This window comes from Streptomyces sp. NPDC046881, assembly GCF_040645015.1.
Taxonomy (GTDB): domain Bacteria; phylum Actinomycetota; class Actinomycetes; order Streptomycetales; family Streptomycetaceae; genus Streptomyces.
The window spans coordinates 40219-65266 of record NZ_JBEYXJ010000042.1; the positions used below are offsets into that span (position 1 = coordinate 40219).

Genomic DNA, 25048 nt, shown 5'->3' on the forward strand with positions numbered 1-25048 from the left:
ACCCCAACCTACAAGGACCCCCGGGCCGCGCACCAGCGATTAACGCGGGTCCCCTCGGCCGGGAGGAACGACGCGTTCTGGACGGGGCCATGACCGTCCGTGAGACTGGAGCGGACCCGAGGCCCCGGCTGTCCAGGACGGTGACCATGGAAGAGGAGACCCCGCGCGTCGAACTCACCGCGCAGGCCGCGCAGCTGGTGCGCCGCCTGCGCGCGGAGCACGGCCCGCTGATGTTCCACCAGTCCGGCGGCTGCTGCGACGGCAGCGCCCCGATGTGCTACCCGGACGGCGAGTTCCGCACCGGCGGCTCGGACGTGCTGCTGGCCGAGCTGGACGTCGCGGGCGTGCCCGAGCCCGTCACGTTCTGGATGTCGCGCAGCCAGTACCAGGCGTGGAGTCACACCCGGCTGATCGTGGACGTCGTACCGGGACGCGGCAGCGGTTTCTCGCTGGAAGCACCCGAGGGGGTGCGTTTTCTCACCCGATCCCGCGTCGTCGACGCCTAGTCGGCCACCCGGCCGCCCGACTCCTGGTGCACTGCCCCTGCGAGCAGATCGGCTGACGAGACATCAGGGGACAGCGTGACGAGACGTCGCAGGCGTTCGGCAGCGGGCAGAGCGGTTCTCACGACGGCCACGGCGTTCGGGGTGCTGGCCGGTGCGTCCCTGGCAGGTGCGGCACCGGCCGGGGCCGCACCCACGGGCAGCCGGCTCGCGCCGGGCGTCACCTACCGGCACTTCGACACCCCCGCGGCGGCGGGAACGGCCCGCGCCCACCTGGTCACGGTGGACCTGGCCGATCCGCACGTCCACGTCGGCCTGCTGTACCCGGGCACGGTGGCGGCCCGGGCGACGGTCTCCCGGCTGGCGGACTCGGCCGGGGCGGTCGCCGGGGTGAACGGGGACTTCTTCAACATCACCGAGACGCAGCACCCGGGCGTGGAGGCCACCGGCGCCCCCGTCGGACCGGCGGTGGCGGACGGGAAGGTGCTCAAGGCGGCGGTGCCGAAGGGCCAGCGGTTCGGACCCGCGCTGCCCCCGGGCGGCAGCACCCGGGACGTGTTCGGCGTGGGCACCGACGGGCGGGCCCGGCTGGACCGGCTCTCCCTCACCGGCTCGGTCGGCACACCGGACGGCAAGCTGCCGCTCAAGGGCCTCAACCAGTACGCGCTCCCGGTGGACTCCGTCGGCGCCTTCACCGCCCGCTGGGGCGGCGCCTCCCGGGTGCGGGCCGTGTGCGGCACCGACAGCCGGCGGTCGGCGCCGTGCAGCAGCGACACCTACGAGGTGAAAGTGCGCGACGGCCGGGTGGTCTCCGCCACCGACGCACCGGGCACCGGCACGATCCCGTCGGGCACCACGGTCCTGGTGGGCCGCGAGGCGGGCGCGCGGCAGCTGCGCAAGCTGTCGGTCGGCGACCCCGTGGACGTCACGCACACCCTGGTGGCGTCCTCGTCCGGGGTGCCGTACGCGTTCGCGATCGGCGGCTTCCCGGTGCTGCGCGCCGGCACCCCGCTGTCCGGCCTGGACACCGCGACCTCGGCGGTGCGCACGGCCGTCGGCTTCAAGGACGGCGGCCGGCAGCTGCTGCTCCTGGCGCTGGACGGCGCCGCGGCCTACCGCACCGGCCTGACCGTCGCCGAGGAGGCGCGGGCCATGCGGTCCCTGGGGGCGACCGACGCCTTCAACCTCGACGGCGGCGGTTCGACGGAGCTGGTCACCCGCGACTCCGGCGAGTCCTCCGTGTCGGTGCGCAACCACCCGAGCGGCGGCTCCGAACGACCGGTGCCCAACGGCATCGGTGTCTTCTCCTCCCCGTGAGCCCCGTCAGTCCCGTGAGCCCCGTGGGCCCGAGACCGGTGTTCAGGGCCGCAGACTGCCCACCAGCTCGGCGGTCGCGTGCAGCCCGCTGTGGATGGTGGGCGCCATGCTCGTGCTGGCGAGGTAGAAGCCGAGCAGCAGGCAGACCAGGGCGTGGGAGACCTTCAGCGAGCAGTTGCGAATGAAGATCACGGCCAGGATCAGAAGCAGCAGCACCACAGAGATGGAAATGGCCATCGGGAACCCTCCTCCGCCACGCCCCATGTGCGGCGTTCGGCCGCAAGTGTGGCGTAGCGGAGGGTTCGTCCGGGCTGTTGACATGTCCTCCGATCGTGTGGTCTTAGCCGGAGGGGTGGGCGTCGAGGAAGGCCTCCAGGCCGGCGAGGTCGTCGGTGTTGAGGTAGTCCACGCCGGCGGCGAGCAGTTCCGTCCACAGCGCGTCCCGGGCCGGGCCGGCGGTGTCGGGGGTGGCCCAGAACCGGACCTGCTGCCCGCACGCGTGGGCGGCTGCGGTGATGCTCCGCAGCTTCCGCCGCTCCGCGTCCGGGAACGTCCCCACGCCGGTCCAGGTGAAGTTCTGCGCCCAGTTGTCGCTGATCAGCGAGATGAGGGAGGCCGGGGCGGGGCCGCCGAGGTCGGTCAGCCGGCCGTCGTAGAAGGCGCGGCGCTCGGTCTGCGCCTCCATCGGGGTACGGGCCGCCCGGTCGCCGGAGACGACCGCGGTGACCGGGCCGGGGTGGACGCGGCCGTGCGCGTACCGGGTGAACAGGTGCGGGTGGCGGCGCAGCCGGCGGTCGAGTTCGAGGTAGGTCGAGGAGCCCTCGGTCTTGATGTCGATGAGCAGGCGCAGCGGCCGGCGCCACCCGCGGTAGACGGAGCCGTGGTGGGCCCTGACGCGGGCGGCGAGCGGTTCCAGGTAGAGGGATTCCAGGGTGCGGGAGGGGTCGAGGTCGGACGCCTCGTGGCCGACGAGGAGCTGGTCGCCGACGAGGAAGATGTCGGCTTCGACGCTGCCGAAGCGGTGGTCGAGGGCGTCGTACAGGGGCCGCGGGTGCGCGTAGTCGTTGTGGGCGTGGGCGTGCCACAGCGGGCGGGGCGTCCGGTCGCCGGCCGGCGCACGGCCGGCGGGCAGGGCGAGCGTTCCGGCGAGGGCGGCGCCGAGGGTGGTGAGGGCTCCGCGACGGGTGGTGAGGGCCATGCACTGCCTCCCTGGGGGGTGAGGGGACCGGGGAGAGTATGCGTGCACTCGGCGCTCAAAGGGCCCTGTCGTGACGGGAGTTGGCGTGCTGTTCACTTAGCCAGCGGGAGCGCGCGAAGAAGCCCGCCCCCGGGTGGGGCGGGCTTCACCGTCGGTGGGTCAGGGTGCCTGGAGGTCGACCAGCTCGGCCAGCGCCGCGCGGTGGGCGCCCGCCGTGCCGTAGGCGATCGAGTCCGCCTTGGCCCGCTTCAGGTACAGGTGGGCCGGGTGTTCCCAGGTCATGCCGATCCCGCCGTGCAGCTGCACCGCCTCCTCGGTGGCGCGTACGGCGACGGGGGCGGCGTAGGCCTGGGCGACGGCCACCGCGATGTCGGTGTCCTCGCCGGAGGCGAGCGCGTCGGCGGCGGCGCGGGCGGCGGCCCGGAGGTTGACGACCTCCAGCCACAGCTGGGCGAGCCGGTGCTTGAGCGCCTGGAAGCCGCCGACCGGCCGGTTGAACTGCTTGCGCTCCTTCAGGTACCGGACGGTCTCCGTCAATGCCCAGTCGGCGACGCCGAGTTGCTCGGAGGCGAGCAGTCCGGCGGCGGCCCGCAGGGCACGCCGTACGGCGGGTTCGGCGTCGCCGACGCGGCGGCCGGCCGCGCCGGTGAGGGTGACGGTGGCGAGCGGGCGGGTCAGGTCGAGGGAGACCTGCGGGGTGAGGGTGACGGCGTCGGCGGGGACGGCGTACAGGCCGCCGTCGTCGGCCGGGACGAGCAGCACGTCGGCGACGGCCGCGTCCGCGATCCCCGTCAACTCGCCGTGCAGGGTGCCGTTCTCGATCCGTGCGGTCCTGATGCCGGCGCCCGGGGCGGTGGCGAGGCCGACCGCGAGCACGCCGATGGTGCGCCCGGAGGCCAGCTGCGCCGACAGCTCCCGGTCGCCGCAGGCCAGCAGGGCCTCGGTGGCCACGACCGCGCTGGTCAGGTACGGCAGCGGCGCGACCGACCGGCCCAACTCCTCCAGCACGACGGCGACCTCGCGGTGGCTCGCGCCCTGGCCGCCCTGCTCCTCGGGCACCAGCAGGCCGGCCAGGCCCATGCCCTCGGCGAGGGACTTCCACAGGCCGCGGTCGAACGGGGCGCCCGACTCGCTGCGGGCGATCACGTCGGCCGGTGCGCAGTGGTCGGTGAGCAGGTCGCGGACGGCGGCCCGCAGCGCCTCTTCCTCCTCGGAGTACAGCAGATCCGTCATCGGGCGAGGTCCTTCCAGGCGACGTCCTTGTCGGTGCGCGGCTCGGCGGGCAGGCCCAGGACGCGCTCGGCGACGATGTTCAGCAGGACCTCGCTGGTCCCGCCCTCGATGCTGTTGCCCTTGGAGCGCAGATAGCGGTAGCCGGCGTTCCGGCCGGTGAAGTCGACGAGCTCCGGCCGGCGCATGGTCCAGTCGTCGTACAGCAGACCTTCTTCACCGAGGAGTTCGACCTCCAGGCCGCTGATCTCCTGGTTGAGGCGGGCGAAGGCGAGCTTCATGCCGGCGCCCTCGGGGCCGGGCTGGCCGACGGTGAGCTGCTGGCGCAGGCGTTCGGCGGTGAGCCGGGACACCTCGGCCTCGACCCACAGCTTCAGCAGCCGCTGGTGCAGGTCGTGGGTGCGCAGGTCCGGGCGTTCGCGCCAGGTCCGCGAGACCGGTCCGATCATGCCGCCCTCGCGGGGCAGGGCCATGCCGCCGATGGCGACGCGTTCGTTGTTCAGCGTGGTCTGGGCGACCCGCCAGCCGTCACCGACCTCGCCGAGGCGGCGGGAGTCGGGGATGCGGACGTCGGTGAGGAAGACCTCGTTGAACTCGGCCTCGCCGGTGATCTGGCGCAGCGGCCGGACCTCGACGCCCGGGTCGGTCATGTCGCAGACGAAGTAGGTGATGCCCTGGTGCTTGGGCACGTCCGGGTCGGTGCGGGCGATGAGGATGGCCCAGCGGGCGACATGGGCGCTGGAGGTCCACACCTTCTGCCCGTTGACCACCCAGTCGTCGCCTTCGCGTACGGCCCGGGTGCCGAGCGCGGCCAGGTCGGAGCCGGCGCCGGGTTCGCTGAACAGCTGGCACCAGACCTCCTCCCCGGTCCACAGCGGCCGCAGGTAGCGCCGCTTCTGCTCCTCGGTGCCGTACTTGAGGATCGTCGGGGCGGCCATGCCGAGGCCGATGCCGATGCGCCGGGGGTCGTTGCCGGGTGCGCCGGCGGCCTCCAGTTCGGCGTCCACGACGCCCTGGAGGGAGCGCGGGGCGCCGAGGCCGCCGAGGTGCTCGGGGTAGTGCACCCAGGCCAGGCCGGCGTCGAAGCGGGCCCGGAGGAAGTCCAGGCGGTCGGTGCTCGCGGGGGGATGCTGGGCGAGCAGGTCCCGGGTGCGGCGGCGCAGGTCCTCGGCGTCGGTCATGCGGCGGCTCCGTTCTCCAGCAGGACGGCGACCCGGCCGGTGGTCACGCCGTCGGCGACCCGCTGCACGGCACCGGCCGCGCCGGCGAGCGGCACGCGCTCGCTGACCAGCGGCTTGACGGCGCCCCGCGCGGCCAGTTCGGTGAGCTGTTCGTGGCAGTGTTGGACCAGCTTCGGGTTCTTGGTGTTGTACAGGCCCCAGTGCAGGCCGAGGATCGAGTAGTTCTTCACCAGGGCGTGGTTGAGGGCGGGACTCGGGATGGTGCCGCTGGCGAAGCCGACGACGACGATCCGGCCCTCGAAGGCGACCAGCTTCGCGGACTGGGCGTAGGCCGTGCCGCCGACGGGGTCGTAGATCACGTCGGCGCCCCGGCCGCCGGTGGCCTCCTTGACGGCGGCGACGACGTCCTCGGCGCGCCGGTCGACCACCACGTCGCAGCCCAGTTCACGGGCGACGGCGGCCTTGTCCGCGCCGCCCACGACACCGATCACCGTGGCGCCGGCGGCCTTGCCGAGCTGTACGGCGGCGCTGCCCACGCCACCGGCGGCGGCGTGCACCAGCAGGGTCTCGCCGGCCTCCAGGCGGGCGCGGCGGTGCAGGCCGAACCAGCCGGTCTGGTAGCCGATGTGCAGGGCGGCCGCCTCGGCGTCGTCCAGCGACTCGGGTGCGGGGAGCAGGGCGCGGGCGTCGGCGAGGGCGTACTCGGCGAATCCGCCGTGCGGCAGCACGGGGTTGGCGATCACCCGGCGACCGTCCTCGGTCTCGCCGCAGATCTCCACGCCCGGCGTGAAGGGCAGCGGCGGACGCACCTGGTACTCGCCCCGGCACAGCAGCGCGTCGGGGAAGTTGACATTGGCGGCGCGTACCCGCAGCAGCACCTGGCCGTCGGCGGGCGTGGGCCGCTCCGCCTCCGCCAGGCGCATCACCTCGGCGGGCTCGCCGTTCTCGTGCACTTGCCATGCCTGCATGCGGGGCCTCCACGGGACTGCTTCGTCTGACCGGGCTCGACGGCATACTAAGCGGTCGCTTGTCGATCAGGGAACAGTAGCGTGGGTCACGTCCGGGCGGGCCGCGCCCGGACGTGCATCCGCTCCCCCTGCGGCCCGAACAGGCTCAGGAACTCCACCGGCCCCTCCCCCGTCGACCCGAACCAGTGCGGCACCCGGGTGTCGAACTCGGCCGCCTCGCCCGCGGCCAGCACGACGTCGTGCTCGCCGAGGACCAGGCGGAGCCGGCCCGAGAGGACGTAGAGCCACTCGTAGCCCTCGTGGGTCCGCGGCTCGGGCTCCTGGCTGCGCTGGGGTTCGAGGACCTTGTAGGCCTGCAGGCCGCCGGGCTGGCGGGTCAGCGGCCAGTGGGTGCGCCCGCCGCGGACGATCGGCTTGGAGCGCACCCGCGGGTCCCCGACCGGCGGCGCGCCGACCAGCTCGTCCAGCGGCACCTGGTGGGCCTGGGCGATCGGCAGCAGCAGTTCGAGGCTGGGTCTGCGCAGGCCGGACTCCAGCCGGGAGAGCGTGCTCACCGAGATGCCGGTGGCCTCGGAGAGCGCGGCCAGGGTCACCTCCCGCTCCTTGCGGATGCGGCGCAGCCTCGGACCCACGTCCGCCAGTACGTCGTCGGTACTCATGACCCCTATTGCAGGAACGGCAAATACGTTTGTCAATGCCGCAGCGCTCCGGCGACCGTCGCCCCATGACCGAGAACCACGCATACGAAGTTGTCGTCGTCGGCGGCGGAGCGGCCGGGCTGTCCGCCGCCCTGGTCCTGGGCCGGTCCCGGCGCCGCACGCTGGTCGTCGACGCGGGCGAGCCGCGCAACGCGCCGTCCGCGCACCTGCAGGGCTATCTGTCCCGGGACGGCATGTCCCCGGCCGAGTTCCTGGCCGTGGGGCGCGCGGAGATCGCCCGGTACGGGGTGGAGCTGGTCCGGGACCGGGTGGTGGACGCGGCCGCGGCGGAGGGCGGGGACTTCACCGTCGTCCTGGCCGGCGGCCGGACCGTACGGGCCCGGCAGCTGGTGGTCGCGACCGGTCTGGCGGACGAGCTGCCGCCGCTCCCCGGCCTCGCCGAACGGTTCGGCCGGGACGTGGTCCACTGCCCCTACTGCCACGGCTGGGAGGTCCGCGACCTGCCCACCGGCGTCCTCGCCACCACACCGCTGAGCGTCCACCAGGCGCTCATGGTCACCCAGTGGTCCCAGGACGTACGGCTCTTCCTGCACGAGCTGAGCGAGGCGGACCTGACGGACCAGGACCTGCGCCGGCTGGCCACCGCCGGCGTCACGGTCGTCCCCGGCGAGGTGGCGGAGCTGGTGGTCGCCGACGACCGCCTCACCGGCATCCGGCTCATGGACGGCACGGTCCACGACCGCGCGGTCCTGTACGCCGCCCCGCGCGCCGTCCCGCACAACGATCTCCTGGTCCGGCTGGGCGCCGAGCTGCGCGAGACCCCGTTCGGCAGCTACCCCGTGATCGACGAACGGGGCCTGACCACCGTGCCCGGCCTGTGGGCGGCCGGCAACGCGAGCGGCTTCGCCGAGCAGGTGATCAACGCGGCGAGCAGGGGCTACCGGGCAGGGGCGGCGATCAACGGGGAACTGCTGATGGCCGACCTGGACGACGGCGCCCGGTGAGAAGCGCGGGACCGTGCCCGGTGTGCGGCCGCCGCCGCGCGGCCGCGATCGGCCCTCGGCCGCCCGAACGGAACGGAACCGCGCACCCGGCAGGGCGCTGAGGCACCATGGCGGCATGCTGCTGACCCGGTTGGCCCAGGTGTCCCGGGAGGTCGCCGCGACGGCGGCGCGGTCCCGGAAGGTCGCGCTGCTCGCGGAGCTGTTCCGGGACGCGGAGGCGGACGACGTGCCGATCGTCATCCCGTATCTCGCGGGACGCCTGCCGCAGGGGCGCCTCGGGGTCGGCTGGAAGGTGCTGGGCCGCCCGGTACCGCCGGCCGCCGGACCGTCCCTCACCGTGCGCGAGGTCGACGCCCGGCTGAGCGAGCTGGGCAAGGTGTCCGGGCCCGGTTCCCAGGCCGAGCGGACGCGGCTCGTCGGCGAGCTGATGGGCGCGGCCACCGAGGAGGAGCAGCGCTTCCTGCTCGGCCTGCTCACCGGCGAGGTCCGGCAGGGCGCCCTGGACGCGGTCGCGGTGGAGGGCCTCGCCCGGGCGACCGGCGCGGACCCGGCGGACGTACGGCGGGCCGTGATGCTCGCGGGCTCGCTGCAGACGGTGGCCCAGGCCCTGCTCGGCGAGGGGACCGGATCGCTGGAGCGGTTCCGGCTCACGGTCGGCCGACCCGTGCTGCCCATGCTGGCGCACAGCGCCTCCTCGGTCGCCGAGGCGGTGGAGAAGCTGGGCGCCTGCGCGGTGGAGGAGAAGCTGGACGGCATCCGGGTCCAGGTGCACCGGGACGGCGACACGGTCCGGATCCACACCCGCACCCTGGACGACATCACCGACCGGCTGCCCGAAGTGACCGCGGCCGCGCTGGAGTTGGGAGGCGAGCGGTTCATCCTGGACGGGGAGGTGATCTCCTTCGACGCGGCGGGCCGGCCCCGGTCCTTCCAGGAGACGGCGGGCCGGGTCGGCTCGCGCACCGACGTGGCGAGGGCCGCCGAGGAGACCCCGGTCTCGCCCGTCTTCTTCGACGCCCTCTCGGTCGACGGCCGTGACCTGCTCGACCTGCCGTTCACCGAGCGGCACGCGGAACTGGCCCGCCTGGTGCCCGAGCCGATGCGGGTGCGGCGCACGGTGGTGTCCGGCCCGGGGGACATCCCGGAGGCGGAACGGTTCCTCGCCGACACCCTGGCCCGCGGCCACGAGGGCGTGGTGGTCAAGGCGCTCGACGCGCCGTACAGCGCGGGCCGGCGCGGCGCCGCCTGGCTCAAGGTCAAGCCCGTGCACACCCTCGACCTGGTGGTGCTGGCCGCCGAGTGGGGCCACGGCCGCCGCACCGGCAAGCTGTCCAACCTGCACCTCGGCGCCCGCACCCAGGACGGCGGCTTCGCGATGCTCGGCAAGACCTTCAAGGGCATGACCGACGCGATGCTCGCCTGGCAGACCGGCAGACTCCGGGAACTGGCGGTCGAGGACGACGGCTGGGTGGTCCGGGTCCGCCCCGAACTCGTCGTGGAGATCGCCTACGACGGCCTCCAGCGCTCCTCCCGCTACCCGGCCGGCGTCACCCTCCGCTTCGCCCGCGTGGTCCGCTACCGCGAGGACAAGCGCCCCGAGGAGGCCGATACCGTGGAGGCCCTGCTGGCAGCCCACCCGGAGGTCAGGCCGTGACGGTGCGGACGACGAAGCGCAGCGCGGGACTGCTGTTGTTCCGGCACACCGACGAGGGGCTGGAGGTACTGCTCGGCCACATGGGCGGCCCGCTGTGGGCGAAGAAGGAGGCCGGCGCCTGGACGGTGCCGAAGGGCGAGTACGACCCGCAGGAACCGGCCTGGGAGGCGGCCCGGCGCGAGTTCCGGGAGGAGCTGGGGGTGGCGCCGCCCGACGGGGAGGCCGTACCGCTGGGCGAGGTCGTGCAGCGCAACGGCAAGATCGTCACGGCGTGGGCGGTGGCGGCGGACCTCGACCCGGAGACGATCACCCCGGGAACCTTCACGATGGAGTGGCCGCCGCGGTCCGGCCGGCGGCAGGAGTTCCCGGAGCTGGACCGGGTGGCGTGGTTCGGTCTGGACCGGGCCCGTGAGGTGATCGTCACGGCGCAGGCGGCGTTTCTCGACCGGCTGGCGGAGCACTCGGGCCGGGAGGGGCGCTCCTGAGAAGAAAGCGCCCGAGGGCCTGTCGCGTTGCGACTTGCGGGGCCGCGCGCGAAGGTCGAGACAAGCCCGCTCCCAGGGAGGTCAGCCATGCCCATCGCGACGGTGAACCCGGCGAACGGCGAGACGCTCAAGACGTACGAGCCCATGGACGAGGACGAGCTGGAACGCCGGCTCGAGCTCGCCGAGGCCACCTTCCGCACGTACCGGGCGACCTCGTTCGCCGACCGCGCCCGACTGCTGAACAAGGCCGCCGACCTGCTGGACGAGGACCAGCGGGAGATCGGCCGGATCATGACCACCGAGATGGGCAAGCCGGTCAAGCAGGCCCGCGCGGAGGCCGCGAAGTGTGCCAAGGCCATGCGCTGGTTCGCGGAACGCGCCGAGGGGCTGCTGGCCGACGAGGAGCCCCCCGAGCCGGACGTGCGCGACTCCGGTGCCTCCCGGGTGCAGGTCCGCTACCGGCCGCTCGGCCCGGTCCTCGCCGTGATGCCCTGGAACTTCCCCCTGTGGCAGGTGATCCGGTTCGCCGCGCCCGCGCTGATGGCGGGCAACGTGGGCCTGCTCAAGCACGCCTCCAACGTCCCGCAGACGGCTCTCTACCTGGAGGACCTGTTCCACCGGGCCGGCTTCCCGGAGGGCTGCTTCCAGACGCTGCTGATCGGCTCCGGCGCCGTGGACGACATCCTGCGCGACGAGCGCGTGAAGGCGGCCACCCTGACCGGCAGCGAGCCCGCGGGCCGGGCGGTCGCGTCCACCGCCAGCCAGATGATCAAGAAGACGGTGCTGGAGCTGGGCGGCAGCGACCCCTACGTCGTCATGCCCTCCGCCGACGTGGACCGCGCGGCCGAGGTCGCGGTGACGGCGCGCGTGCAGAACAACGGGCAGTCCTGCATCGCCGCCAAACGGTTCATCGTGCACACCGACGTCTACGACGCCTTCGCCGAGAAGTTCGTCGCGGGCATGCGGGCGCTGAAGATCGGCGACCCGCTGGCGGAGGACACCGAGATCGGGCCGCTCGCCAGCGAGCAGGGCAGGACCGACCTGGAGGAGCTGGTGGACGACGCGCGGCGCAGCGGGGCCGGGGTGCTGTGCGGCGGACAGCGGCCGGACGGGCCCGGCTGGTACTACCCGCCGACCGTCCTGTCCGGCATCACCCGGGAGATGCGCATCCACCGCGAGGAGGCGTTCGGACCGGTCGCCACGCTGTACCGTGCCGACGACCTGGACGAGGCCGTGCTGATCGCCAACGACACGCCGTTCGGGCTGAGTTCGAACGTGTGGACGCGGGACGAGAACGAGGTGGAGCGGTTCGCGCGGGACCTGGAGGCCGGCGCCGTGTACGTCAACGGGATGACCGCCTCCCATCCGGCGTTCCCGTTCGGCGGGGTCAAGCGGTCCGGGTACGGGCGTGAGCTGTCCGGGCACGGAATCCGGGAGTTCTGCAACATCACCACGGTTTGGCAGGGTGCGTGAGCGCCGCGCGGCTACCATCCCGTTTTGTGAACCGCGAAGTGACCCTGCCTCTGATCGTCGACGACCGCGGTACCTTGCAGGTGGCCGCGGCCGACGTGAGTAAGTTGTTGCGGACCGTGGGTGCGCGGTGGCTGCATCTGGTCGAGGCCGGGGAGCAGGTGCTGGACGAGGACACGGTCGCCGCGCTGACCATCGAGCTGGCGAAACTGGCGGACCGCATCGACGTCGCCTGCATCGCCCACAGCAGCGGGGCGCCGTAACGGTCGCTGCCGTGTTTTCCCTCGTCCGGCGGCATGAATCGCCCGTCGAGCCGGACACCGGGGTCCCCGGTTCGGAGTAATCCAGCGCGAGATCGTCGTCCTCCCGGGTGACGGTGGGTGGAGCACCCAAAAGGTGTGGACCACCTTCCGGACAGCGGAAAGCAGGGACGGTTCATGGCGACTTTGTGCAGACCCTCGGTGTCGGTCCCGGAGCACGTGATCACGATGGAGCAGACGCTGGAACTGGCGCGCTCCCGCCACCCGGACCACCCCCAACTGCCACTGGCGCTCAGGCTCATCGAGAACACCGGCGTCAGGACGCGGCACATCGTGCAGCCCATCGAGGAGACCCTGAAGCACCCGGGCTTCGAGGAGCGCAACAAGCTCTACGAGGCCGAGGCCAAGGCGCGGGTCCCCGCGGTCATCCAGCGCGCGCTGGACGACGCGGAGCTGCTGACCAGCGACATCGACGCGATCATCTACGTGTCGTGCACGGGCTTCATGATGCCCTCGCTGACGGCCTGGCTGATCAACGAGATGGACTTCGACAGCACCACCCGCCAGCTCCCGATCGCCCAGCTGGGCTGCGCGGCCGGCGGGGCGGCGATCAACCGGGCGCACGACTTCTGCTCGGCCTACCCGCACGCCAACGCGCTGATCGTGGCCTGCGAGTTCTGCTCCCTGTGCTACCAGCCCACCGACCTCGGTGTCGGCTCGCTGCTCTCCAACGGCCTCTTCGGCGACGGCATCGCCGCGGCGGTGGTGCGCGGGAGCGGCGGCACGGGCGTGCGGCTGGAGCGCAACGGCTCGTACCTGATCCCGAAGACGGAGGACTGGATCGCCTACGACGTCCGGGCCACCGGCTTCCACTTCCTGCTCGACAAGCGGGTGCCGACGACGATGGAGCCGCTCGCCCCGGCGCTGAAGGACCTGGCAGGCAGCCACGGCTGGGACGCGTCCGACCTGGACTTCTACATCATCCACGCGGGCGGCCCCCGCATACTCGACGACCTCAGCAAGTTCCTGCAGGTCGACCCGCACGCCTTCCGGTTCAGCCGGGCCACGCTCACCGAGTACGGCAACATCGCCAGCGCCGTCGTCCTGGACGCGCTGCGCCGGCTGTTCGACGAGGGCGGCGCCGAGGACCGCGCCCGTGGCCTGCTCGCCGGCTTCGGCCCCGGCATCACCGCCGAGATGACGGTGGGCCGCTGGGTCAACGCCGACGGGGACACCCGATGACCGAGCGGACCACGCTCACCCAGACCCGGCCCCCGGTCCGGCACTGGCCGGCGCTCGACCTCACCGGAACGGATTTCGATCCGGTGCTGGCGGAGCTGATGGCCGAGGGCCCGGTCACCCGGGTCCAGCTGCCCAACGGCGAGGGCTGGGCCTGGCTGGTCACCCGGTACGACGACGTACGCAGGGTGACCAACGACCCCGGCTTCAGCCGCGCGGCGGTCAGGGACCGGCAGGTCACCCGGCTCGCCCCGCACTTCATCCCCGACCGGGACGCGGTCGGCTTCCTCGACCCGCCCGACCACACCCGGCTGCGCCGCTCGGTCGCCGCCGCCTTCACGGCGAAAGGCGTCGAGCGGGTCCGCGCCCGGGCCCGCGCCGTGCTGGCCGAACTGGTCGACGACCTGCTCCGGGGCGGTCCGCCCGCGGATCTCACGGCGGCGGTCCTCGGCCCGTTCCCCATCGCGGTGATCTGTGAGCTGATGGGCGTCCCGGCCGGCGACCGGCACCGCATGCACACCTGGACCCAGCTGATCCTGTCCGCCGCGCACGGCAAGGACGTCAGCGAGACGGCCAAGCGGGAGATGAGCGCCTACTTCGCCGACCTGATCGCGCTGCGCGGGGACGGCGCCGGCGAGGACGTCGCCTCGCTCCTCGGCGCCGCCGTGGCCCGGGGCGAGGTCACGCCGGAGGAGGCCGTCGGTCTCGCCGTCCTGCTCCAGATCGGCGGCGAGGCGGTCACCAACAACAGCGGGCAGATGTTCTACCTGCTGCTGACCCGCCCCGGCCTGCTGAAGCGGCTGCGCGCGGAGCCGGGGCTGCGCCCGCGGGCGATCGACGAACTCCTGCGCTGGATCCCGCACCGCAACGCGGTCGGGCTGTCCCGGATCGCCCTGCGGGACGTGGACATCGGCGGCGTCCGCATCCGCGCCGGCGACCCGGTCTACGTCTCCTACCTGGCCGCCAACCGCGATCCGGCCGTCTTCACCGACCCGGACACCATCGACTTCTCCCGCGACCCGAACCCGCACGTGGCGTTCGGCTTCGGCCCGCACTACTGCCCCGGCGGCATGCTGGCCCGACTTGAGGAGGAACTCCTGATGGACGCCCTGCTGGACCGGACACCGACCCTGAGGCTGGCCGTGCCACCGGACCAAGTCACCTTTCGCAAGGGTGCGTTGATCCGGGGGCCCGAATCCCTTCCGGTGACCTGGTGAGACGCCCATGACCGAGACCGAGGGACTGTACGTGCCACCGGGCCAGGGCCGTGTCGTGGCGACCCCGGCCCAGCGGGTGACGTTCAAGGTCACCGGCACCCACTCGCGGATGGCCTCCACCTTCGAGGTGGAGGTCCCGCCGGGCTTCGACGTCGGCGCTCATGTGCACACGCGCAGCGAGGAGCTGTTCTACGTCCTCGAGGGCGAGCTGGACGTCCTCGCCTTCGAGCCGCGCGTCCGCACCCCCGACAACTGGCGGAAGTGGGAGTCGCGTTCGGGCAGCCGGGTGGTCCGCGCGACACCGGGCACGGTCATCGTCGTACCTCCGGGCTGTCCCCACGCCTTCGCCAATCCGACGGAGGCCCCGGCCAAGATGTTCTTCCAGGCCTCTCCCCCGCCGGACCACGAGCGCTACTTCGAGGAACTGCTGGAGATCCTGGCCGACGGCGGGCCGCCGGACCAGGAGGCGATCGAGGCGCTGCGGGCCAAGTACGACATCGAGCAGCTCACGCCCCTCAGACACCGGTGAGTGCCCCGCCGCCCGGAGCTACCGGATCGGCATCCCGGACAGGGTCCGCGCGATGACGAGCCGCTGGATCTCGCTGGTCCCCTCGAAGATCGTGTAGATCGCCGCGTCCCGGTGCATCCGCTCGACGGGGTACTCACGGGTGTATCCGTTGCCGCCGAGGATCTGTATCGCCTGGGCCGTGACCTTCTTGGCGGTCTCGCTGGCGAACAGCTTGGACATGGAGCCCTCGGCCGCGGTGAACGGCCTGCCGTTGACCGCCATCCACGAGGCCCGCCACACCAGCAGACGCGCGGCGTCGATCTGCGTCCGCATGTCCGCGAGCTGGAAGGCCACGCCCTGGTTGTCGATGATCGGCCGGCCGAACTGCTCCCGGGTCCCGGCGTACTCGAGGGCGACCTCGTACGCGGCCCGGGCGGTGCCGACCGCCATGGCGCCGACGGCCGGGCGGGACGCCTCGAACGTGGCCATCGCCGCGTTCTTGACCCGCTCGCCCGCCTTGGCCTTCTCCCGCGCCCGGGCCAGCCGCTCGTCCAGCTTCTCCTTGCCGCCGAGCAGGCAGGAGCCGGGCACCCGGACGTTGTCGAGGACGACCTCGGCGGTGTGCGAGGCGCGGATGCCGTGCTTCTTGAACTTCTGGCCCTGGGAGAGACCGGCGGTGCCCGGCGGGACGATGAAGGAGGCGTGGCCCTTGGAGCCCAGCTCCGGGTCGACCACGGCGACGACGACGTGGACGTTGGCGATGCCGCCGTTGGTCGCCCAGGTCTTCGTGCCGTTGATCACCCACTCGTCCTTGGCCTCGTCGTACACCGCACGCGTGCGCAGGGAGGCGACGTCGGAGCCGGCGTCCGGCTCGGAGGAGCAGAACGCGGCGACCTTGACGTCGTTCTGGTCGCCGTACATCTGGGGGATCCAGGTGCCGATCTGCTCCTCGGTCCCGTTGGCGAGGACGCCCACGGCGGCGAGGCCGGTGCCCACGATGGACAGGGCGATGCCCGCGTCGCCCCAGAACAGCTCCTCCATGGCCATCGGGATGCCGAGGCCGGTGGGGTCGAAGTACTGCTGCGCGTAGAAGTCGAGCGAGTAGATGCCGACCTTCGCGGCCTCCTGGATGACCGGCCAGGGCGTCTCCTCGCGCTCGTCCCACTCGGCCGCTGCGGGGCGGATCACATCCGCGGCGAAGCCATGGAGCCAGTCGCGTACTTCCCTCTGTTCCTCGTTCAGCTCCATGGTGAACTCGGCCATGTCCCCTCCAGCGGCGGTGGTGCAATGTTACTAGCGGTAACCCGAGTCTGTTACTGATCGGTAGGGAAAGTCAACCGGTGATGACACCTCGGCATCCCGTTCGATGTCGGGAGCGCGGTCAGTGTTAGTTTGCGCAGGCGTCACCGAATCAGCACGGGTGGGGAGAGCACATGGACACCACGCAGCGGACCGAGCAGCAGCGGTCCGCCGACCGCCGACGGCGCGAGCTGCTGGAGGCCGCCGACCGGGTGGTGCTGCGCGACGGCCCGCAGGCGTCGATGAACGCGATCGCGGCGGAAGCGGGCATCACGAAGCCCATCCTCTACCGGCACTTCGGCGACAAGGGCGGACTCTACGCAGCGCTGGCCAAGCGGCACACCGACGCGCTGCTCGACTCCCTGCGGGCGGCCCTCGACGCACCCGCCGAGCGGCGCGAGCGGGTCGAGTCGACGCTGGACACCTACCTCGCCGCCATCGAGGCGCGGCCCCAGGTGTACCGGTTCCTGATGCACCCGGCGGAGGGCAGCACCGGGGGCGACCAGGGCTTCGACGTCGGCAAGCACAGCGCCCCCCTGCTCCGGCGGATGGGCGAGGAGCTCGCCCAGGTCATCGAGGAGCGGGTCGATCTGGGCCCGGAGAGTCAGCAGCTGGCCCGGGTCTGGGGGCACGGGATCGTCGGGATGATGCATGCCGCGGGTGACTGGTGGCTGGGGGAACGCCCCTGCTCCCGGGCCGACTTGGTGCGCTCCCTCGCCGATCTGCTGTGGGGTCGCCTCGCGGCCGCGGGCGACAGGATGGGGGGTCCGGGGTTCTGACGGCCCCGCACCCTCAGGCCGGTGCGCCCGCCCGGTGCCAGGAGGCCCCGGAGACCTGCCTCAGCAGTCTCCGCTTCCGCCACCCCGTCAGGTGGTCGGCGTACACCCGGCCCTCCAGGTGGTCGCACTCGTGTTGCAAGCATCTGGCAAAGAAGCCGGTGCCGTGGACGGTGACCGGGTCTCCCGTCACCGTGAAGCCCTCGACCACCGCGTGGTCGTACCGCTCGGTTCCCGCCTCCAGGCCCGGCAGGGACAGGCAGCCCTCCGGGCCCCGGATCACCACACCGTCGGCCTCCACCAGCCGCGGGTTCACCACGTGGCCGAGGTGGCGGACGTCCTCGTCGTCGGGGCAGTCGTAGACGAACACCCGCAAACCGACCCCGATCTGGTTGGCTGCCAGGCCCACCCCCCGCGCCGCGTACATCGTGGCGAACAGGTCCTCCACGAGGGCCGCGAGGGCGGGGCCGAAGTCGGTGACGTCCCGGCAGGGCTCGCGCAGCACCGCGTCGCCGAGCAGGGTGAGGGGCCGGACGCGCCCGTGGGCGCCCGGAATGGAACCGTGTCGCATGGCGGCAAGGGTACGGTTCGTTCAGCTCATGCCCGCCGCCCGAGGCCCGGACCGGGATTCGGGTGTGGGAATGGATCTCGATAGGCTGAGGTTCACACCACGTTGCCGGATGGCCCCAGGCGCGGCGCGTACGCAAGGAGGATCGAGAACTGATGGCAGGCAACTCGGACCCGCTCTCGCCGCGGGCCAAGCTGGCCGTGACCGCGGGCAAGGCGGTCGCTGCGGCATCGCGGGCCGCAGGACGCGGCAGCGGGTCGGTGATCGGTGGCCGGGTCGCGCTGAAACTCGACCCCGATCTGCTCGGGCGACTCGCCCAGAACCTGGACGTCGTCCTGGTGTCCGCCACCAACGGCAAGACCACGACCACCCGGCTCATCGCGGAGGCGCTGCGCGCCGCGGGCCCGGTCGTGTCGAACGCGCTCGGCGCCAACATGCCGGCCGGCATCACGTCCGCGCTGGCGGGCGGCTCGGACGCGAAGTTCGGCGTCATCGAGGTGGACGAGAAGTACCTGGCCGGAGTGGCCCGGGACACCTCCCCCAAGTGCATCGCCCTGCTGAACCTCTCCCGCGACCAGCTGGACCGGGCCGCCGAGACCCGGATGCTCGCCGAGAACTGGCGGGAGGGCCTGGCCGGCTCCAAGGCGGTCGTCGTCGCCAACTGCGACGACCCGCTGGTGGTCTGGGCCGCGTCCTCCTCCGCGAATGTGATCTGGGTCGCCGCCGGGCAGATGTGGAAGGACGACGCCTGGTCCTGCCCGTCGTGCGGTGGCGTGATGCAGCGCCCCGGCGACGACTGGTTCTGCGGTGAGTGCGGCTTCCGCCGGCCCACGCCGACCTGGGCGCTGTCCGGGGACCACGTGCTGGACCCGCACGGGTCCGCCTGGCCGATCCACCTGCAGCTGCCGGGCCGCGCCAACAAGGCGAACGCCGCGTCCTCCGCGGCCGTCGCCGCGGTCTTCGGGGTGCCGCCGCAGGTCGCCCTGGAGCGGATGTACCAGGTGCAGGCGGTGGCCGGCCGGTACGACGTCGTCCAGTTCCAGAACCGCGACCTCAGGCTGCTGCTGGCCAAGAACCCGGCCGGCTGGCTGGAGACCTTCTCCCTGATCGACCCGCCGCCCGCGCCGGTGATCCTGTCCGTGAACGCCCGCGGCGCCGACGGCACCGACACCTCCTGGCTGTGGGACGTCGACTACACCCGGCTGACCGGCCACCCGATCTTCGTCATCGGCGACCGGAAGCTGGACCTCGCCGTCCGTCTGGAGGTCGCCAACCAGCACTTCCAGGTCTGCGACAACCTCGACCAGGCCGTGCAGATGTGCCCGCCGGGCCGGATCGAGGTCATCGCGAACTACACCGCGTTCCAGGACCTGCGCCGCCGCGTCGGCAACTGATCTTCGAAGGGCGATCACCTCATGAGCGACAACCAACTGCGGCTGGTGTGGATCTACCCGGACCTGCTCAGCACCTACGGCGACCAGGGCAACGCCCTCGTCGTGGAGCGCCGGGCCCGGCAGCGCGGCCTGGACGTGGCCCGGCTGGACGTGCGCAGCGACCAGCCGATCCCGACCTCCGGCGACATCTACCTGATCGGCGGCGGCGAGGACCGTCCGCAGCGGCTCGCGGCCGAGCGGCTGCGCCGTGACGGGCACCTGCACCGGGCGGTGGAGAACGGCGCGATCGTCTTCTCGGTCTGCGCCGGCTACCAGATCCTCGGCCACGAGTTCATCAACGACCTCGGCCAGCGCGAGCCGGGCCTCGGCCTGCTCGACGTGGTGTCGGTGCGCGGCGAGGGCGAGCGGTGCGTCGGCGACGTGCTGGGCGACATCGACCCGCAGCTCGGCCTGCCCCAGCTGACCGGCTTCGAGAACCACCAGGGCGTCACCCACCTCGGCCCGACCGCCCGCCCCTTCGCCCGCGTGCAGATCGGCAAGGGCAACGGCACCGGGGACGGCACGGAGGGCGCGTACAACGGGACGGTCTTCGGCACGTACATGCACGGGCCGGTGCTGGCCCGCAACCCGCTCATCGCCGACCTGCTGCTGAAGCTGGCGCTGGACGTCAACGCCCTTCCGCCGATCGACGACCGCTGGTACGAGGCGCTCCGCAACGAGCGCATCGCGGCCGCGCAGCAGCCCGCCTGACACCAGCCGGCGGCAGCGCGCGTAACCCGTTCTTCAGTTGGATGTCAACGGGGTCCGGCAGACTCCCGGCGGGCCCGCCTGACGGTCCGTCCGCTCACATGTGCGGGCGCGTCCAGCAGGCGGACGCCCGCTACGGAGCCACCCCCTCACGCCGGTAGGGTGGCCGGGAATCCGCCGGACAACGTGGTCCGGTTACCCGGCCCACGTTGAGAAGGTATTCGGGCTATGCGCATTGGTGTCCTCACGTCCGGCGGCGACTGCCCCGGCCTGAACGCCGTCATCCGGTCCGTCGTGCACCGTGCCGTCGCCGACCACGGCGACGAGGTCATCGGTTTCCGGGACGGCTGGAAAGGCCTCCTGGAGTGCGACTACCTGAAGCTCGACCTCGACGCTGTCGGCGGCATCCTGGCCCGCGGCGGCACCATCCTCGGCTCCTCCCGGGTCCGCCCGGAGCACCTGCGGGACGGGGTGGAGCGGGCCAGGGGCCACGTCGCGGAACTCGGCCTGGACGCGATCATCCCGATCGGCGGCGAGGGCACGCTGAAAGCGGCCCGGCTGCTGTCGGACAACGGGCTGCCCATCGTGGGCGTGCCCAAGACCATCGACAACGACATCGCCGTCACCGACGTCACCTTCGGCTTCGACACCGCGGTGACCGTGGCGACCGAGGCCCTGGACCGGCTGAAGACCACCGCCGAGTCGCACCAGCGGGTGCTGATCGTGGAGGTCATGGGCCGGCACACCGGCTGGATCGCGCTGCACTCCGGCATGGCGGCCGGCGCCCACGCCGTCGTCGTACCCGAGCGGCCCTTCGACATCGATGAGCTGACCCGGAAGGTCGGCGAGCGGTTCGAGGCGGGCAAGCGGTTCGCCATCGTGGTCGCCGCGGAGGGCGCCAAGCCGCGGCCCGGCTCCATGGAGTTCGACGAGGGCGGCAAGGACATCTACGGCCACGAGCGGTTCGCCGGAATCGCCCGGCAGCTGTCGGTCGAGCTGGAGCAGCGGCTCGGCAAGGAGGCCCGGCCGGTGATCCTCGGGCATGTGCAGCGGGGCGGTACGCCGACCGCGTACGACCGGGTGCTGGCGACCCGTTTCGGCTGGCACGCGGTGGAGGCCGTGCACCGGGGCGAGTTCGGCAGGATGACGGCGCTGCGCGGGACGGACATCGTGATGGTGTCGCTGGCGGAGGCCGTGGAGACGCTGAAGACGGTGCCCACCGAGCGGTACGACGAGGCGGAGTGCGTCCTCTGACCCAGTGGTTCGGGTGAGGACAAACCGGCCCCGGTCACAGCGGTGACCGGGGCCGGTTCTACTCTTGGTGCGGACACAGACAGCTGTGGACAGACACCGCACAACCCCCACGAACCAGGAGCCGCCGGATGGATCACAGCGGACACGGCATGATGACGGATCTGCCGCCGTTCACGCTGGGGCGGGGTCTTCAGTGGTCGGCGGACCCGTTCTTCCTCGTGGCCTGCCTCGCCGGTCTGGCGCTCTACGGCTGGGGGGTCGTGCGGCTGCGGCGGCGCGGGGACGCGTGGCCGGTGTCGCGTACGGTGTCGTACGTCGTCGGCGTGCTCACGATCGCGCTGGTGATGTGCACCAGGCTGAACGACTACGGCATGGTCATGTTCAGCGTGCACATGGTGCAGCACATGGTGATCAGCATGCTGTCGCCGATCCTGATCCTGCTCGGTGCCCCGGTCACGCTGGCACTGCGCGCCCTGCCGGCGGCCGGCAAGGGCCGCACGGGTCCGCGCGAGCTGCTGCTGATGCTGCTGCACAGCCGGTACATGCGGATCATCACGCACCCGGCGTTCACGATCCCGCTGTTCATCGCGAGCCTGTACGGCCTGTACTTCACCCCGATCTTCGACTTCCTGATGGGCTCGAAGACCGGGCACGTCGCGATGATGGTGCACTTCCTCGCGGTCGGGGTCGTGTTCTTCTGGCCGATCATCGGTGTCGACCCCGGTCCGCACCGGCCCGGTCACCTGATGCGGATGCTGGAGCTGTTCGCGGGCATGCCGTTCCACGCGTTCTTCGGCATCGCCCTGATGATGGCGTCGACGCCGATGGTGGAGACCTTCCGGAACCCGCCGGCCTCGCTCGGCGTCGAGGCGCTGTCCGACCAGAGCGCGGCGGGCGGCATCGCCTGGGCGTTCAGCGAGATCCCGTCGGTGCTCGTGCTGATCGCGCTGCTGTTCCAGTGGTACGGCTCCGAGCAGCGGCAGGCCAAGCGCAAGGACCGGGCCGCCGACCGGGACGGCGACAAGGAGCTGGAGGCGTACAACGCCTACCTGGCTTCGCTGAACGCGCGCGAGGGCTGAGCGGCCGCGGCGTCCGGACAGGCGCCGTTCCCCGGAATCCGGGGCACCATGGTCAGGGACGGACCACGAGGAGGGTGTCGCGATGCCCGGTTCCACGAACGGTTCCACCAGGACGATGGGGGCACTCACGGTCGGCGGGCTGGTCCTCGTGACCGCCTACACGGTCGCGCTCGGCAGCAACGGCTGGCTGTGGTTCGGGTGGGTGGTGCTGGGGCTGCTGACCCTCACCCTGGCCGTCACCCAGTCCTGAGCCGCACGGCCCGGGCGGGGCTGGCTACAGTGCCCGCATGAACAGCAGGACGCCCTCGTTCGACGAGCTGGACCGCCGGATCATCACCGCGCTCATGGCGAACGCACGGACCAGCTTCGCCGAGATAGGAGCGGCCATCGGGCTGTCCGCCACGGCGGTCAAACGGCGGGTGGACCGGCTGCGCGAGACCGGGGTGATCACCGGGTTCACGGCGACCGTCAAACCGTCCGCGCTGGGCTGGCGCACGGAGGCCTACGTCGAGGTGTACTGCGAGGGCGCGGCCCCGCCCCGACGGCTGGCGGAGGTCGTCAGCAACCATCCGGAGATCGCGGCGGCGATGACGGTCACCGGCGGCGCCGACGCGCTGCTGCACGTGCGCGCCCGGGACGTGGAGCACTTCGAGGAGGTGCTGGAGCGGATCCGCGCCGAACCGTTCATCCGGAAGACGATCAGTGTGATGGTGCTGTCCCATCTGCTCCCGGAAAGTCCGGAGGCCGGCGCCACCCACGCGGCCCCCGAGTGACGAACGGCACGCAGGAGTCGTGCGTACCCGCTGGCCACAACGCAGCGATGCTGCGCATCTACGCAGCTCTTTTCGCTTGTCGCGCGTCTTCCTCCCTTTCTACCGTGGTGTCACCCCTCAGTGACACACAGGAAAGCGGAGGAAACCCTCTGTGTCCGAAAGCCGTGTGCCGCGTTCCCGGCGCTTCCTCGTCTGCGAACCCAGACACTTCGCCGTCCAGTACGCGATCAACCCCTGGATGCAACCCGACCGTCCCGTCGACGTGGACCTGGCCCAGGAGCAGTGGCAGTCGCTGATCCGCGCCTACCGGACCCACGGCCACACCGTCGACGCCGTCGAGCCGGTCCCCGGCCTGCCGGACATGGTGTTCGCCGCGAACGCGGCGTTCGTCGTCGGCGGCCGGGTCTTCGGCTCGCTGTTCCACGCCCCGGAGCGCCGGCCGGAGTCGGAGCACTACGACACCTGGTTCAAGGCGGCGGGCTACGACGTGTACCGCCCGGAGTCGGTCACCGAGGGCGAGGGCGACCTGGTGTGGACCGGCCGGTACGTGCTCGCCGGCACCGGGTTCCGCACCACCCGCGAGGCGCATCGGGAGGCGCAGGAGTTCCTCGGCCACCCGGTGATCGGCCTGACCCTGGTGGACCCGTACTTCTACCACCTGGACACCGCGCTGTTCGTCCTCGACGACGACAACATCTGCTACTACCCGGAGGCGTTCTCGCCGGGCAGCCGGGAGGTCCTCAAGCGGCTGTACCCGGACGCGGTGCTCGCCTCCCGCGAGGACGCGATGGCGTTCGGCCTGAACTCCGTCTCCGACGGCCGGCACGTCTTCATCGCGCCCCGCGCCGAGGCGCTCGCCGAACGCCTCGCCGACCACGGCTACGTCCCCGTCCCCGTCGACCTGTCCGAGTTCCACAAGGCCGGCGGTGGCATCAAGTGCTGCACCCAGGAGATCCGCTGATGACCGCACCCGCGCGTACGCGTACGTCCGACGACCTGATCCGCGCGGAGGAGCCGGTACTCGCGCACAACTACCACCCGCTGCCCGTGGTCGTGGCCCGGGCCGAGGGCACCTGGGTGGAGGACGTCGAGGGCAACCGCTACCTCGACATGCTGGCCGGCTACTCGGCCCTCAACTTCGGCCACCGGCACCCGGCGCTCGTCGAGGCGGCCCACCGCCAGCTCGACCAGCTGACGCTGACCTCCCGCGCCTTCCACAACGACCGGCTCGCGGAGTTCGCCGAGCGGCTCACGGAGCTGACCGGCCTGGACATGGTGCTGCCGATGAACACCGGCGCGGAGGCGGTGGAGAGCGGCATCAAGGTGGCCCGCAAGTGGGCGTACGACGTGAAGGGCGTCCCGGCCGGGCAGGCGACGATCGTGGTCGCGGCGGAGAACTTCCACGGCCGGACGACGACCATCGTCAGCTTCTCCACGGACGAGACGGCCCGCGCCGGCTTCGGCCCGTTCACGCCCGGCTTCAAGGTCGTGCCGTACGACGACCTGGCCGCGCTGGAGGCGGCGGTCGACGACACGACGGCAGCGGTGCTGATCGAGCCCGTCCAGGGCGAGGCCGGTGTGATCATCCCGGACGACGGCTACCTCGCCGGGGTGCGCGAGCTGACCCGCCGCAAGGGCTGCCTGTTCATCGCCGACGAGATCCAGTCGGGGCTCGGGCGGACCGGCCGTACCCTCGCCGTCGAGCACGAGGACGTCGTCCCGGACATGGTGCTGCTCGGCAAGGCGCTGGGCGGCGGCATCGTGCCGGTGTCGGCGGTGGTGGCCCGGCGCGAGGTGCTGGGCGTGCTGCACCCGGGCGAGCACGGCTCGACGTTCGGCGGCAACCCGCTCGCGGCGGCGGTCGGCACGGCCGTGGTCCGACTGCTGGAGACCGGTGAGTTCCAGCGGCGGGCGGCCGAGCTGGGCGTGGTCCTGCGGGACGGGCTGGCCGAGCTGGTCGGCAGGGGCGTGACCGGGTTCCGCTCGCGCGGGCTGTGGGCCGGCGTGGACGTCGACCCGGCGCTCGGCACCGGCCGCGAGATCAGTGAGCGCCTGATGCGCGAGGGCGTCCTGGTCAAGGACACCCACGGCTCCACGATCCGGCTGGCCCCGCCGCTGACCATCACGGCGGAGGAGCTGCGGTCCGCACTGGCCGCGCTGGAGAAGGTGCTGGCCTGAGGGACGGGCGGGGGGCGGGGGGGGGGGCGCCCCCCGCCCCCCCCCCCCCGCCCCGCCCCCCGGCCCCCAGGCACCAGGCAATACTGG

At 72.3% G+C, this 25048-nt stretch carries 27 protein-coding genes; 19 read left to right on the plus strand and 8 right to left on the minus strand.

Annotation, left to right across the window (positions count from 1 at the left end):
* Positions 1–146 precede the first annotated feature (146 nt).
* Both ABZ923_RS21010 and ABZ923_RS21015 read left to right on the plus strand, forming a co-directional pair.
* Positions 147–506, plus strand: coding sequence for a DUF779 domain-containing protein (locus tag ABZ923_RS21010; RefSeq protein WP_361473835.1), 360 nt, complete (start codon positions 147–149; stop codon positions 504–506).
* Between the two features lie 141 nt (positions 507–647).
* Positions 648–1820, plus strand: a complete 1173-nt coding sequence (locus tag ABZ923_RS21015; RefSeq protein ID WP_361473917.1) for a phosphodiester glycosidase family protein — start codon at positions 648–650, stop codon at positions 1818–1820.
* 42 nt (positions 1821–1862) lie between these two features.
* On the opposite strand, the gene ABZ923_RS21020 is transcribed toward ABZ923_RS21015, so the two are convergent.
* The 6 genes from ABZ923_RS21020 to ABZ923_RS21045 form a co-directional block, all read right to left on the minus strand.
* On the minus strand, positions 1863–2057 hold the full coding sequence (locus ABZ923_RS21020) for a hypothetical protein (RefSeq protein WP_361473838.1): 195 nt from the start codon (positions 2055–2057) through the stop codon (positions 1863–1865).
* Positions 2058–2160: 103 nt separating this feature from the next.
* Positions 2161–3018 (minus strand): phosphatidylinositol-specific phospholipase C/glycerophosphodiester phosphodiesterase family protein, encoded by an 858-nt coding sequence (locus tag ABZ923_RS21025; RefSeq protein ID WP_361473840.1) that lies wholly within the window; start codon positions 3016–3018, stop codon positions 2161–2163.
* A gap of 159 nt (positions 3019–3177) precedes the next feature.
* The gene (locus tag ABZ923_RS21030) at positions 3178–4251 is read right to left on the minus strand and encodes an acyl-CoA dehydrogenase family protein (protein ID WP_361473843.1); all 1074 of its coding nucleotides are present in this window, start codon (positions 4249–4251) and stop codon (positions 3178–3180) included.
* Positions 4248–5429 carry an acyl-CoA dehydrogenase family protein gene (locus ABZ923_RS21035; RefSeq protein ID WP_361473846.1) on the minus strand — a complete coding sequence of 394 codons (1182 nt, stop codon included), beginning with the start codon at positions 5427–5429 and terminating at the stop codon, positions 4248–4250. The genes ABZ923_RS21030 and ABZ923_RS21035 overlap by 4 nt, the downstream gene beginning before the upstream one ends.
* A complete protein-coding gene (locus tag ABZ923_RS21040; RefSeq protein WP_361473849.1) occupies positions 5426–6397 on the minus strand; it encodes an NADPH:quinone oxidoreductase family protein in 972 nt (323 codons plus the stop codon). The genes ABZ923_RS21035 and ABZ923_RS21040 overlap by 4 nt, the downstream gene beginning before the upstream one ends.
* Positions 6398–6483: 86 nt before the next feature.
* Positions 6484–7056, minus strand: a complete 573-nt coding sequence (locus ABZ923_RS21045) for an XRE family transcriptional regulator (RefSeq protein WP_361473852.1) — start codon at positions 7054–7056, stop codon at positions 6484–6486.
* Between the two features lie 65 nt (positions 7057–7121).
* Here ABZ923_RS21045 and ABZ923_RS21050 point away from each other — a divergent pair, with 65 nt between their 5' ends.
* From ABZ923_RS21050 to ABZ923_RS21085, 8 genes are all read left to right on the plus strand, one after another.
* Positions 7122–8060 carry an NAD(P)/FAD-dependent oxidoreductase gene (locus ABZ923_RS21050; RefSeq protein WP_361473854.1) on the plus strand — a complete coding sequence of 313 codons (939 nt, stop codon included), beginning with the start codon at positions 7122–7124 and terminating at the stop codon, positions 8058–8060.
* 115 nt (positions 8061–8175) lie between these two features.
* The gene (locus tag ABZ923_RS21055; protein ID WP_361473857.1) at positions 8176–9714 is read left to right on the plus strand and encodes an ATP-dependent DNA ligase; all 1539 of its coding nucleotides are present in this window, start codon (positions 8176–8178) and stop codon (positions 9712–9714) included.
* Entirely contained in the window at positions 9711–10199 is a 489-nt protein-coding gene (locus ABZ923_RS21060) for an NUDIX domain-containing protein (RefSeq protein WP_361473860.1), read from the plus strand. Before ABZ923_RS21055 ends, ABZ923_RS21060 begins: the two co-directional genes overlap by 4 nt.
* An 87-nt stretch (positions 10200–10286) precedes the next feature.
* Entirely contained in the window at positions 10287–11672 is a 1386-nt protein-coding gene (locus ABZ923_RS21065) for an NADP-dependent succinic semialdehyde dehydrogenase (protein WP_361473863.1), read from the plus strand.
* A 26-nt stretch (positions 11673–11698) separates the two neighbouring features.
* The gene (locus ABZ923_RS21070; RefSeq protein WP_030340034.1) at positions 11699–11932 is read left to right on the plus strand and encodes a DUF6213 family protein; all 234 of its coding nucleotides are present in this window, start codon (positions 11699–11701) and stop codon (positions 11930–11932) included.
* Positions 11933–12106: 174 nt separating this feature from the next.
* A complete protein-coding gene (locus ABZ923_RS21075; RefSeq protein ID WP_361473866.1) occupies positions 12107–13171 on the plus strand; it encodes a type III polyketide synthase in 1065 nt (354 codons plus the stop codon).
* Positions 13168–14385, plus strand: coding sequence for a cytochrome P450 (locus ABZ923_RS21080; RefSeq protein ID WP_361473869.1), 1218 nt, complete (start codon positions 13168–13170; stop codon positions 14383–14385). The genes ABZ923_RS21075 and ABZ923_RS21080 overlap by 4 nt, the downstream gene beginning before the upstream one ends.
* 7 nt (positions 14386–14392) lie before the next feature.
* Positions 14393–14914 carry a cupin domain-containing protein gene (locus ABZ923_RS21085; protein WP_361473872.1) on the plus strand — a complete coding sequence of 174 codons (522 nt, stop codon included), beginning with the start codon at positions 14393–14395 and terminating at the stop codon, positions 14912–14914.
* Positions 14915–14932: 18 nt separating this feature from the next.
* Here the strand turns inward: ABZ923_RS21085 and ABZ923_RS21090 are convergent, their stop codons facing one another.
* Positions 14933–16156: an acyl-CoA dehydrogenase family protein gene (locus tag ABZ923_RS21090; protein WP_361473874.1), complete on the minus strand. Its 1224-nt coding sequence runs from the start codon at positions 16154–16156 to the stop codon at positions 14933–14935.
* A gap of 170 nt (positions 16157–16326) precedes the next feature.
* Here ABZ923_RS21090 and ABZ923_RS21095 point away from each other — a divergent pair, with 170 nt between their 5' ends.
* Positions 16327–16971 carry a TetR family transcriptional regulator gene (locus tag ABZ923_RS21095; protein WP_361473877.1) on the plus strand — a complete coding sequence of 215 codons (645 nt, stop codon included), beginning with the start codon at positions 16327–16329 and terminating at the stop codon, positions 16969–16971.
* Positions 16972–16984: 13 nt separating this feature from the next.
* On the opposite strand, the gene def is transcribed toward ABZ923_RS21095, so the two are convergent.
* Positions 16985–17539 (minus strand): peptide deformylase, encoded by a 555-nt coding sequence (gene def, locus ABZ923_RS21100; RefSeq protein WP_361473880.1) that lies wholly within the window; start codon positions 17537–17539, stop codon positions 16985–16987.
* A gap of 152 nt (positions 17540–17691) precedes the next feature.
* Between def and ABZ923_RS21105 the strand changes: the two genes are divergently transcribed.
* The 8 genes from ABZ923_RS21105 to rocD all read left to right on the plus strand — a co-directional run bounded on the left by ABZ923_RS21105 (position 17692) and on the right by rocD (position 24961).
* The gene (locus tag ABZ923_RS21105; RefSeq protein WP_361473883.1) at positions 17692–18930 is read left to right on the plus strand and encodes a MurT ligase domain-containing protein; all 1239 of its coding nucleotides are present in this window, start codon (positions 17692–17694) and stop codon (positions 18928–18930) included.
* A 21-nt stretch (positions 18931–18951) separates the two neighbouring features.
* Positions 18952–19680, plus strand: a complete 729-nt coding sequence (locus tag ABZ923_RS21110) for a glutamine amidotransferase (protein WP_208030933.1) — start codon at positions 18952–18954, stop codon at positions 19678–19680.
* 225 nt (positions 19681–19905) lie between these two features.
* Positions 19906–20931 (plus strand): 6-phosphofructokinase, encoded by a 1026-nt coding sequence (locus ABZ923_RS21115; protein ID WP_030340016.1) that lies wholly within the window; start codon positions 19906–19908, stop codon positions 20929–20931.
* 128 nt (positions 20932–21059) lie between these two features.
* On the plus strand, positions 21060–22010 hold the full coding sequence (locus ABZ923_RS21120; protein ID WP_361473888.1) for a cytochrome c oxidase assembly protein: 951 nt from the start codon (positions 21060–21062) through the stop codon (positions 22008–22010).
* An 82-nt stretch (positions 22011–22092) separates the two neighbouring features.
* A complete protein-coding gene (locus ABZ923_RS21125; protein WP_361473891.1) occupies positions 22093–22260 on the plus strand; it encodes a hypothetical protein in 168 nt (55 codons plus the stop codon).
* A gap of 37 nt (positions 22261–22297) precedes the next feature.
* Positions 22298–22783: an Lrp/AsnC family transcriptional regulator gene (locus ABZ923_RS21130; RefSeq protein ID WP_361473894.1), complete on the plus strand. Its 486-nt coding sequence runs from the start codon at positions 22298–22300 to the stop codon at positions 22781–22783.
* A gap of 151 nt (positions 22784–22934) precedes the next feature.
* Positions 22935–23744: a dimethylargininase gene (gene ddaH / locus ABZ923_RS21135; RefSeq protein ID WP_361473897.1), complete on the plus strand. Its 810-nt coding sequence runs from the start codon at positions 22935–22937 to the stop codon at positions 23742–23744.
* Positions 23744–24961 (plus strand): ornithine--oxo-acid transaminase, encoded by a 1218-nt coding sequence (gene rocD, locus ABZ923_RS21140; RefSeq protein WP_361473900.1) that lies wholly within the window; start codon positions 23744–23746, stop codon positions 24959–24961. Before ddaH ends, rocD begins: the two co-directional genes overlap by 1 nt.
* Positions 24962–25048: the final 87 nt, after the last annotated feature.